The sequence below is a fragment of the Pseudomonas libanensis genome (genome assembly GCF_001439685.1).
Taxonomy (GTDB): Bacteria; Pseudomonadota; Gammaproteobacteria; order Pseudomonadales; family Pseudomonadaceae; genus Aquipseudomonas; species Aquipseudomonas libanensis.
Map to the genome: position 1 here is coordinate 1 of NZ_JYLH01000022.1, position 10,723 is coordinate 10,723.

Sequence of the window (10,723 nt, forward strand, 5' to 3'; positions counted from 1 at the left end):
TCCCGAACTCAGTAGTGAAACGATGCATCGCCGATGGTAGTGTGGGGTTTCCCCATGTGAGAGTAGGTCATCGTCAAGATTAAATTCCGAAACCCCAATTGCGAAAGCAGTTGGGGTTTTGTTTTGGCGCTCGGAAAAGCTAAAAAATATCGCTTATGCCTTGAGTGCTAACGAACGGGCTTTCTATGCAATGACCCTACGCATGGCTATCATGCGTGCCTCATTGTGAGGCGATACCTGCATGCTGATGTTGTTGAAACTTCTGAAAGATGGTCGATTCCATTCTGGAGAGGCGCTTGGCGCTGCCCTGGGGATTAGTCGAAGTGCTGTGTGGAAGCAGCTCCAGCATCTTGAGGCCGAGATGAATCTGCCTATTCATAAGGTCCGTGGCCGTGGGTATCAATTGGCTGCGCCGCTGGTGTTTTTGAATGCAGAGGACATTTCTCTGGAGGCGGCTTCTTCAGCCTGGCCGATTCACATTTACGATTCCGTTGATTCCACTAATGCCGAGGCTTTGCGTCTTGTGGAGTCGGGCTGCGTGCCACCCTTTGTTGTCTTGGCGGAGCAACAAACGGCTGGAAGGGGAAGGCGTGGCCGAAAATGGGTCAGTCCATATGCGCAAAATCTTTATTACAGTCTCGTGCTGCGCATTGAAGGCGGTCTGCGGCAGTTGGAGGGGCTAAGCCTTGTAGTGGGTTTAGCTGTCATGCAAACCTTGCACGAGTCGGGCGTTCAGGGCGCGGCCTTGAAGTGGCCAAACGATGTCCTGGTTGGAAATAAGAAAATTTCTGGAATCTTGCTCGAGTTAGTCGGGGATCCTGGAGATATATGTCACGTTGTGCTGGGCATCGGTATCAACGTGAATATGCAGAAGGCAGTTGAGGTCGATCAGCAGTGGACCTCGATGCAGCTTGAGACCGGAACCCCTATCGACCGCAACCACCTTTCGGCGCGCCTTGGGAGGCAACTGCATGCCTATCTAGACCGACATAAGGCTACTGGTTTTGCCGGTTTGCAAGAAGAGTGGGAGAAGCATCACCTGTGGCAGGGCAGGAGTGTATGTCTCATTGCTGGCGTAAACCGGATTGAAGGGGTGGTGCTGGGTGTGGATCGTCAGGGCGCGTTGCGTTTGAATGTCGATGGAGTTGAGAAAATATATAGCGGTGGTGAGCTAAGCCTGAGGTTGCGTGATGATTCTTGAGCTCGACTGTGGAAACAGCTTCATTAAGTGGCGTGTGCTTGAGTCGAGTGAGGCAAGCGCTAGCGCGGAAGGCATCGCCGGTTCGGATGTGTCATTGATTGATAGCCTGGTGGCTCTTCCCGATCTTCTGCTTACGCGTTGCCGATTGGTGAGTGTCCGTGCGCTTGAGGAAACCGCCCAGCTGGTAGCTGCGTTGGTGGATGCATTTGGCGTTAGCGTTTCATGTGCTGCCCCTGCGCGGGAAATGGCTGGGGTGCGCAACGGATACGAAGATTTCGAGCGTCTTGGGCTTGATCGCTGGTTGGCGATGCTCGGGGCATTCAAATTGGCGTCAGGTGCATGCCTGGTGCTCGATTTTGGCACCGCGGCGACCGCAGATTTTATCAGTTCAGATGGTGAGCATCTGGGAGGGTTTATTTGCCCGGGCATGCCCCTCATGCGCAATCAGCTGCGAACCCATACGCGCAAGATACGTTATGGCGACGCGGCGGCTGAGAGGGCTCTGGAGCGCCTCTCTCCGGGGCGGACCACCGTGGAGGCCGTCGAGCGAGGCTGTACGCTCATGCTTAGAGGGTTTGTGCTGACCCAGCTCGAGTTGGCGCGAAGCTACTGGGGTGATGATTTCACCGTCTTCCTGACTGGAGGGGATGCTGAGTTGGTCTCGGATGCTGCGCCCCAGGCTCAGCTGGTTCCAGACCTTGTATTTGTTGGTCTGGCGATGGCATGTCCTTTGTCTTGAGGTGATTATGCGTTGGCTGTTTTTGCTTTTACTTGTCCTCAATGCGTTCTATTACGTCTGGCATCAGCAAGAGGCTCCATTGCGTGCCAAGGATGTCACGCCTTTGAGTCTTTATCGTGGGACACAGCAAGACATTCGGCTCTTGAGTGAATCTGCAGATGGGGTGGCTCGGCGTGATCGGATAAAGCCGTCTGATGGGCAAAATACCTGTCTATACATCGGTGGTTTCTCTGATCGGCGCCAAGCCCTATCTGTCGAGCAGCGGCTGACGAGCCTTGATATAAAGGTCAAGATTCAATTGCTGAGCGCGCCTGATGTCTCGGGGTACTGGTTGCGTGTAGCCCCTGAGAGCCGGCGCCTGGCTGATGATCTGCCGTTTGAAAACCTTGCCAAGGAATTCAATGAGTTAAAACATAAAATAATGCTGTGCGAAGGCATTGCAACTCTCGAATAGTTTGCATAGAATGGCGCCCGCTTCGCAGTGAAGACCTTTAAGGTCTACATGGTGAAGCGAAGGTCAACGCAGCTAACCTCATATTTTTAATGAGAAAATGCTTGACAGAAGGTCGGCGTGATGTAGAATGCCGGCTCGCTTAGGAGGGGTTCCCGAGCGGCCAAAGGGATCAGACTGTAAATCTGACGTCTACGACTTCGAAGGTTCGAATCCTTCCCCCTCCACCATTTTAGCGTGAGCTGCAAGCTCCGCGGGTATAGTTTAGTGGTAGAACCTCAGCCTTCCAAGCTGATGATGCGGGTTCGATTCCCGCTACCCGCTCCAAGTTTGCAGGTTGTGCACGGTGTTTTGCTCTTGTAGCTCAGTTGGTAGAGCACACCCTTGGTAAGGGTGAGGTCAGCGGTTCAAATCCGCTCAAGAGCTCCATATAACAAGGCAGATATGAAAATATCTGCCTTTGTTTTAACAGCTGCCTCGGCTTGTTTCGTGTTGTGTCTGGCTTTGATTGTCGGGTGATTTCAAGTCTGTTGGGGTTGGTTGTTGTAAAGTCTTTTTCAGGCCTGCATAATGGTCGGCCTGATTTTGTTTTAGGTCAGTAGCTCAATTGGCAGAGCGACGGTCTCCAAAACCGTAGGTTGGGGGTTCGATTCCCTCCTGACCTGCCAGATTCACGTGGTGTGTCTGGCTTTCTTTTCACAGGATCTTCATAGATGACTCCTAAGGCTGAAGCTCAAAGCTCTCGTTTCGATCTGGTCAAGTGGCTCGCTGTAGTCGCCTTGGTGGTCGTAGGCGTTGTTGGCAATCAGTACTATTCTGCTTCGCCGATCCTGTACCGTGTGCTCGCTTTGCTCGCCCTTGCTGCTGTAGCTGCCTTTGTAGGCCTGCAGACTGCCAAAGGCAAGTCTTTCGCAGTCCTGGTAAAGGAAGCTCGCACCGAAATACGTAAAGTCGTTTGGCCGACTCGCCAAGAAACCACGCAGACCACATTGATTGTCGTGGCTGTTGTACTGGTTATGGCGTTGCTGTTGTGGGGGCTTGATTCCCTGCTCGGCTGGCTTGTTTCCTTGATTGTTGGCTAAGGGTGTCCCGTGGCTAAGCGTTGGTACGTTGTGCATGCTTACTCGGGTTACGAGAAGCATGTTATGCGCTCTTTGCTAGAGCGCGTAAAGCTTGCAGGCATGGAAGATGGCTTCGGCGAAATTCTGGTTCCCACTGAAGAAGTGGTTGAGATGCGCAATGGCCAGAAGCGCAAAAGCGAGCGCAAGTTCTTCCCTGGCTACGTGCTGGTTCAGATGGACATGAATGAAGGTACTTGGCACTTGGTCAAGGACACTCCTCGTGTCATGGGTTTCATTGGCGGTACTGCTGATAAACCTGCTCCGATCACCGACAAAGAGGCGGAAGCAATTCTGCGTCGCGTTGCTGATGGTAGCGACAAGCCTAAGCCGAAGACATTGTTCGAGCCGGGCGAGGTTGTTCGTGTGACTGATGGCCCATTTGCTGATTTCAATGGCACCGTCGAAGAAGTTAACTACGAAAAGAGCCGGATCCAAGTGGCAGTGCTCATTTTCGGTCGCTCTACTCCGGTAGAGTTAGAGTTCAGTCAGGTCGAGAAGGTCTAGCTGAGCAAGCATCCCAACCCCGCAGCCTTAGGCTGTGGGGTTTTGTCGTCACTGGGATAAACGCGCAAGTAACCGGGGAGCCTTTCGAGGCGTTTGAACCCGTAATTGGAGTGCCTCATGGCCAAGAAGATTACCGCTTACATCAAGCTGCAAGTGAAGGCCGCTCAGGCCAACCCAAGTCCACCCGTCGGTCCAGCTCTGGGTCAGCACGGCGTGAACATCATGGAATTCTGCAAGGCCTTCAACGCCCGTACTCAGGGTCTTGAGCCAGGTCTGCCGACTCCAGTGATCATCACTGTATACAGCGACCGTAGCTTCACTTTCGAAACCAAGTCGACCCCGGCTTCGGTTCTGCTGAAGAAGGCTGCTGGTCTGACTAGCGGTTCCGCTCGTCCTAACACCGTTAAGGTTGGCACCGTAACTCGTGCTCAGCTGGAAGAAATCGCGAAAACCAAAAACGCGGATCTGACTGCAGCTGATATGGATGCAGCCGTGCGTACCATCGCCGGTTCTGCTCGTAGCATGGGCCTTAACGTGGAGGGTGTGTAATGGCTAAGCTGACCAAGCGCCAAAAGGCTATCGCCGGCAAGATCGAAGCAGGCAAGTCCTACAACTTTGTAGATGCTGCTGCCCTGCTGACCGAGCTGTCGACTGTCAAGTTCAGCGAGTCTGTTGACGTTGCTGTAAACCTGGGTGTTGACCCACGTAAATCTGACCAAGTCGTTCGTAGCGCTACTGTGCTGCCACACGGTACTGGCAAGACTGTACGTGTTGCCGTCTTCACCCAGGGGCCGGCAGCTGAAGCTGCTCTGGCAGCTGGCGCTGATCGCGTTGGTATGGACGACCTGGCTGCCGAAATGAAAGGCGGCGACCTGAACTACGACGTAGTTATTGCCTCCCCGGATGCAATGCGCGTAGTAGGTCAGTTGGGTCAGATCCTCGGCCCACGTGGTCTGATGCCTAACCCTAAAGTCGGCACCGTAACCCCAGACGTAGCTACCGCGGTTAAAAACGCCAAGGCTGGTCAGGTTCGTTATCGCACCGACAAAAACGGCATCATTCACACCTCCGTTGGCAAAGTCGGCTTCGATGCCGTCAAGCTGAAGGAAAACGTTGAAGCCCTGATCGCTGATCTGAAGCGTATCAAGCCGGCTTCCTCGAAAGGTATCTACGTCAAGCGCGTTACCCTGAGCACCACTATGGGCCCAGGCTTGGTCATCGACCAAGGCTCGCTGGACGTATAAGTCACAAGTTGGCGCAAGCGATTGCGCCAATTGAAAGATTGGGGTCCCTGCCTGGCGGGGGCTATCCAAGACCGTAGGCGGCGCAAGTCTTAAACCAACAAGCCTACGCAGATGGTGCTCCCGGTTCCTTACCGAATCAGACACCAAAACGACATCCGGCTCCGGCCAGATGAAACGGTAACAAGCAGGAGTTAAACCCGTGGCAATTAATCTCGAAGACAAGAAGGCCATCGTCGCTGAAGTCAACGAGGCTGCCAAAGCTGCTCTGTCCGCTGTCGTGGCTGATGCCCGTGGTGTGACAGTAGGCGCTATGACCGGACTCCGTAAAGAGGCTCGTGAAGCTGGCGTATACGTACGTGTTGTACGTAACACCCTGCTCAAGCGCGCTGTTGCTGACACTGAATACAGTGTTCTCAACGACGTGTTCACTGGCCCGACTCTGATTGCGTTCTCCAAGGATCATCCAGGCGCTGCTGCCCGTTTGTTCAAGGAATTCGCCAAGAGTCAGGATAAGTTCGAGATCAAGGCAGCTGCGTTCGAGGGCAAGTTCCTCGCAGCTAACCAAATCGACGTACTGGCAACACTGCCGACCCGCGACGAAGCCATTTCGCAGCTGATGAGCGTGATTCAAGGCGCTACCAGCAAGCTGGCTCGTACTCTGGCTGCAGTTCGCGAGCAAAAAGAAGCTGCCGCAGCCTAAGGCTGAGCAACCTCTCTCGCGTATTTTTGTTTATTTCGATGGCCGCGTAGGCCGTCCCCCAATTCAGGAAATACAGCAATGTCTATCTCCCAAGACGATATCCTCAACGCCGTAGCTGAAATGTCGGTTCTGCAGGTTGTTGAGCTGATCAAAGCTTTCGAAGAAAAATTCGGCGTTTCCGCTGCCGCTGCTTCCGCTGGCCCAGCTGTTGCTGCTGTTGCTGCTGAAGAGCAAACCGAATTCAACGTCATGCTGCTGGAAGCTGGCGAGAAGAAAGTAAACGTGATCAAGGCAGTACGTGAACTGACCGGTCTGGGCTTGAAAGAAGCCAAGGCTGTAGTTGACGGCGCTCCTGCCCAGGTTCTGGAAGCTGTGTCGAAAGACGCTGCTGACAAAGCCAAGGCTACTCTGGAAGAAGCAGGCGCTAAAGTCGAGCTGAAGTAAGCATCGACCTTGCGTCTCCAGCCCAAGCGTTAAGCTGAAGGCTGATGGCTGGTGGCTCTTGCCACCGGCCTTTTTCCGTTCTTGGCTGTCGACTCGGTCGCCGCCATTAACGCGCTGTAGCCACCCGATGCGGTGGTGCAAACCATGGGGTTTGCAAGATTTTCTGGCTGCTCCCGTCGGGAGGGCCAAACAAGCAGGTGACCAAGCTGGGGAACGCTGATGGCTTACTCATATACTGAGAAAAAACGTATCCGCAAGGACTTTAGCAAGTTGCCGGACGTCATGGATGTCCCGTACCTTCTGGCTATCCAGCTGGATTCGTATCGTGAATTCTTGCAGGCGGGAGCGACCAAAGATCAGTTCCGCGACGTGGGCCTGCATGCGGCCTTCAAATCCGTTTTCCCGATCATCAGCTACTCCGGCAATGCTGCGCTGGAGTACGTCGGTTATCGCCTGGGCGAACCGGCATTTGATGTCAAAGAATGCGTGTTGCGTGGCGTTACGTACGCCGTACCTTTGCGGGTAAAAGTCCGCCTGATCATTTTCGACAAAGAATCGTCGAACAAAGCGATCAAGGACATCAAAGAGCAAGAAGTCTACATGGGCGAAATCCCATTGATGACTGAGAACGGTACCTTCGTTATCAACGGTACCGAGCGTGTAATCGTTTCCCAGCTGCACCGTTCCCCGGGCGTGTTCTTCGACCACGACCGCGGCAAGACGCACAGCTCCGGCAAACTCCTGTACTCCGCGCGGATCATTCCGTACCGCGGTTCGTGGTTGGACTTCGAGTTCGATCCGAAAGACTGCGTGTTCGTGCGTATCGACCGTCGTCGCAAGCTGCCGGCCTCGGTACTGCTGCGCGCGCTCGGCTATACCACCGAGCAAGTGCTGGACGCTTTCTACACCACCAACGTATTCAGCCTGAAGGATGAAACCCTCAAGCTGGAGCTCATCGCTTCGCGTCTGCGTGGTGAAATTGCTGTCCTGGATATCCAGGATGAAAAAGGCAAGGTCATCGTTGAGGCTGGCCGTCGTATCACTGCGCGCCACATCAATCAGATCGAAAAAGCCGGTATCAAGGAGCTGGAAGTACCTCTGGACTACGTCCTGGGCCGTACTACCGCCAAGGTCATCGTTCACCCGGCCACAGGCGAAATCCTGGCCGAGTGCAACACCGAGCTGAACACCGAGATCCTGGCTAAAATCGCCAAGGCCCAGGTCGTTCGCATCGAGACCCTGTACACCAACGACATCGACTGCGGTCCGTTCATCTCCGACACACTGAAGATCGACTCCACCAGCAACCAATTGGAAGCGCTGGTCGAGATCTATCGCATGATGCGTCCTGGCGAGCCACCAACCAAAGACGCTGCCGAAACCCTGTTCAACAACCTGTTCTTCAGCCCTGAGCGCTATGACCTGTCTGCGGTCGGCCGGATGAAGTTCAACCGTCGTATCGGTCGTACCGAGATCGAAGGTTCGGGTGTACTGTGCAAGGAAGACATCGTTGCGGTCTTGAAGACCCTGGTCGACATCCGTAACGGCAAAGGCATCGTCGATGACATCGACCACCTGGGTAACCGTCGTGTTCGCTGCGTGGGCGAAATGGCCGAGAACCAGTTCCGCGTTGGCCTGGTACGTGTTGAGCGTGCGGTCAAAGAGCGTCTGTCGATGGCAGAAAGCGAAGGCCTGATGCCGCAAGACCTGATCAACGCCAAGCCAGTGGCTGCGGCGGTGAAAGAGTTCTTCGGTTCCAGCCAGCTCTCGCAGTTCATGGACCAGAACAACCCGCTCTCCGAGATTACCCACAAGCGCCGTGTCTCTGCACTGGGCCCGGGCGGTCTGACCCGTGAGCGCGCAGGCTTCGAAGTCCGTGACGTACACCCTACGCACTACGGTCGTGTTTGCCCGATCGAAACGCCGGAAGGTCCGAACATCGGTCTGATCAACTCCTTGGCCGCTTATGCGCGCACCAATCAGTACGGCTTCCTTGAGAGCCCGTACCGTGTGGTGAAAGAGGGTCTGGTCACCGACGAGATTGTATTCCTGTCCGCTATCGAAGAAGCTGATCATGTGATCGCTCAGGCTTCGGCCACGATGAACGACAAGAAAGTCCTGATCGACGAACTGGTAGCTGTTCGTCACTTGAACGAGTTCACCGTCAAGGCGCCAGAAGACGTCACCTTGATGGACGTATCGCCCAAGCAGGTAGTTTCGGTTGCAGCGTCGCTGATCCCGTTCCTTGAGCACGATGACGCCAACCGTGCGTTGATGGGTTCCAACATGCAGCGTCAAGCTGTACCGACCCTGCGTGCCGACAAGCCGCTGGTAGGTACCGGCATGGAGCGTAACGTAGCCCGTGACTCCGGCGTCTGCGTCGTGGCTCGTCGTGGTGGTGTGATCGACTCTGTTGATGCCAGCCGTATTGTGGTTCGTGTTGCCGATGACGAAGTTGAAACCGGTGAAGCTGGTGTCGACATCTACAACCTGACCAAGTACACCCGTTCTAACCAGAACACCTGCATTAACCAGCGTCCGCTGGTGCGTAAGGGTGATCGTGTTCAGCGTAGCGACATCATGGCCGATGGCCCGTCCACCGACATGGGTGAGCTGGCACTGGGCCAGAACATGCGCATCGCATTCATGGCTTGGAACGGTTACAACTTCGAAGACTCCATCTGTCTGTCGGAGCGCGTTGTTCAAGAAGATCGCTTTACCACGATCCACATTCAGGAACTGACCTGTGTGGCACGTGATACCAAGCTTGGGCCAGAGGAAATCACTGCGGACATCCCTAACGTGGGTGAGGCTGCACTGAACAAGCTGGACGAAGCCGGTATCGTTTATGTAGGTGCTGAAGTTGGCGCAGGCGACATCCTGGTCGGTAAAGTCACTCCGAAAGGCGAGACCCAGCTGACTCCGGAAGAAAAACTGCTGCGAGCCATCTTCGGTGAAAAAGCCAGCGACGTTAAAGACACCTCCCTGCGTGTACCTACCGGTACCAAGGGTACTGTCATCGACGTACAGGTCTTCACCCGCGACGGCGTTGAGCGTGATGCTCGTGCACTGTCCATCGAGAAGACCCAGCTCGACGAGATCCGCAAGGACCTGAACGAAGAGTTCCGTATCGTTGAAGGCGCGACCTTCGAACGTCTGCGTTCCGCTCTGGTAGGCCACAAGGCTGAAGGCGGCGCAGGTCTGAAGAAAGGTCAGGACGTCACCGACGAAATCCTCGACGGTCTTGAGCATGGCCAGTGGTTCAAACTGCGCATGGCTGAAGATGCTCTGAACGAGCAGCTCGAGAAGGCTCAGGCCTATATCGTTGATCGTCGTCGTCTGCTGGACGACAAGTTCGAAGACAAGAAGCGCAAACTGCAGCAGGGCGATGACCTGGCTCCAGGCGTGCTGAAAATCGTCAAGGTTTACCTGGCAATCCGTCGCCGCATCCAGCCGGGCGACAAGATGGCCGGTCGTCACGGTAACAAAGGTGTGGTCTCCGTGATCATGCCGGTTGAAGACATGCCGCACGATGCCAATGGCACCCCGGTCGACGTCGTCCTCAACCCGTTGGGCGTACCTTCGCGTATGAACGTTGGTCAGATCCTTGAAACCCACCTGGGCCTCGCGGCCAAAGGTCTGGGCGAAAAGATCAACCGCATGATCGAAGAGCAGCGCAAGGTCGCAGACCTGCGTAAGTTCCTGCACGAGATCTACAACGAGATCGGCGGTCGCAACGAAGAGCTGGATACCTTCTCTGACCAGGAAATCCTGGATCTGGCGAAGAACCTGCGCGGCGGCGTTCCAATGGCTACCCCGGTGTTCGACGGTGCCAAGGAAAGCGAAATCAAGGCCATGCTCAAGCTGGCAGACTTGCCAGAAAGCGGCCAGATGCAGCTGTTCGACGGCCGTACCGGCAACAAGTTCGAGCGTCCGGTTACTGTTGGCTACATGTACATGCTGAAGCTGAACCACTTGGTAGACGACAAGATGCACGCTCGTTCTACTGGTTCGTACAGCCTGGTTACCCAGCAGCCGCTGGGTGGTAAGGCTCAGTTCGGTGGTCAGCGTTTCGGGGAGATGGAGGTTTGGGCACTGGAAGCATACGGTGCTGCATACACTCTGCAAGAAATGCTCACAGTGAAGTCGGACGATGTGAACGGTCGTACCAAGATGTACAAAAACATCGTGGACGGCGATCACCGTATGGAGCCGGGCATGCCCGAGTCCTTCAACGTGTTGATCAAAGAAATTCGTTCCCTCGGCATCGATATCGATCTGGAAACCGAATAACACGTGACGCGAATCGAGAGCGGAGC

At 54.9% G+C, this 10,723-nt stretch carries 10 protein-coding genes, 4 tRNA genes and 1 rRNA gene; all 15 read left to right on the plus strand.

Annotation, left to right across the window (positions count from 1 at the left end; translation table 11 throughout):
- Window positions 1–79: ribosomal RNA gene (gene rrf, locus TU73_RS29725) — 5S ribosomal RNA — on the plus strand; the annotation flags it as partial.
- A gap of 162 nt (window positions 80–241) precedes the next feature.
- Complete coding sequence (birA, locus tag TU73_RS25440; protein ID WP_057014513.1) at window positions 242–1,201, plus strand: bifunctional biotin--[acetyl-CoA-carboxylase] ligase/biotin operon repressor BirA; 960 nt, start codon at window positions 242–244, stop codon at window positions 1,199–1,201.
- Window positions 1,191–1,940, plus strand: coding sequence for a pantothenate kinase (locus TU73_RS25445; protein WP_057014514.1), 750 nt, complete (start codon window positions 1,191–1,193; stop codon window positions 1,938–1,940). Before birA ends, TU73_RS25445 begins: the two co-directional genes overlap by 11 nt.
- Before the next feature lie 7 nt (window positions 1,941–1,947).
- Entirely contained in the window at window positions 1,948–2,394 is a 447-nt protein-coding gene (locus tag TU73_RS25450; protein ID WP_057014515.1) for a hypothetical protein, read from the plus strand.
- A 142-nt stretch (window positions 2,395–2,536) separates the two neighbouring features.
- Window positions 2,537–2,621 (plus strand) — tRNA-Tyr (locus TU73_RS25455).
- Between the two features lie 23 nt (window positions 2,622–2,644).
- Window positions 2,645–2,718, plus strand: a tRNA-Gly gene (locus TU73_RS25460).
- A gap of 26 nt (window positions 2,719–2,744) precedes the next feature.
- Window positions 2,745–2,820: transfer RNA gene (locus TU73_RS25465), tRNA-Thr, on the plus strand.
- Between the two features lie 163 nt (window positions 2,821–2,983).
- Window positions 2,984–3,059 (plus strand) — tRNA-Trp (locus TU73_RS25470).
- A 45-nt stretch (window positions 3,060–3,104) separates the two neighbouring features.
- Entirely contained in the window at window positions 3,105–3,473 is a 369-nt protein-coding gene (secE, locus tag TU73_RS25475; protein ID WP_003194658.1) for a preprotein translocase subunit SecE, read from the plus strand.
- A 9-nt stretch (window positions 3,474–3,482) separates the two neighbouring features.
- Window positions 3,483–4,016 (plus strand): transcription termination/antitermination protein NusG, encoded by a 534-nt coding sequence (gene nusG / locus TU73_RS25480; RefSeq protein WP_003176436.1) that lies wholly within the window; start codon window positions 3,483–3,485, stop codon window positions 4,014–4,016.
- A gap of 117 nt (window positions 4,017–4,133) precedes the next feature.
- On the plus strand, window positions 4,134–4,565 hold the full coding sequence (gene rplK, locus TU73_RS25485) for a 50S ribosomal protein L11 (protein ID WP_003176435.1): 432 nt from the start codon (window positions 4,134–4,136) through the stop codon (window positions 4,563–4,565).
- The gene (gene rplA / locus TU73_RS25490; RefSeq protein WP_003176434.1) at window positions 4,565–5,260 is read left to right on the plus strand and encodes a 50S ribosomal protein L1; all 696 of its coding nucleotides are present in this window, start codon (window positions 4,565–4,567) and stop codon (window positions 5,258–5,260) included. Before rplK ends, rplA begins: the two co-directional genes overlap by 1 nt.
- Before the next feature lie 199 nt (window positions 5,261–5,459).
- Entirely contained in the window at window positions 5,460–5,960 is a 501-nt protein-coding gene (gene rplJ, locus TU73_RS25495) for a 50S ribosomal protein L10 (protein ID WP_003232405.1), read from the plus strand.
- A 78-nt stretch (window positions 5,961–6,038) separates the two neighbouring features.
- Entirely contained in the window at window positions 6,039–6,404 is a 366-nt protein-coding gene (rplL, locus tag TU73_RS25500) for a 50S ribosomal protein L7/L12 (RefSeq protein WP_003176432.1), read from the plus strand.
- 219 nt (window positions 6,405–6,623) lie between these two features.
- Window positions 6,624–10,697 (plus strand): DNA-directed RNA polymerase subunit beta, encoded by a 4,074-nt coding sequence (rpoB, locus tag TU73_RS25505; RefSeq protein WP_057014516.1) that lies wholly within the window; start codon window positions 6,624–6,626, stop codon window positions 10,695–10,697.
- Window positions 10,698–10,723: the final 26 nt, after the last annotated feature.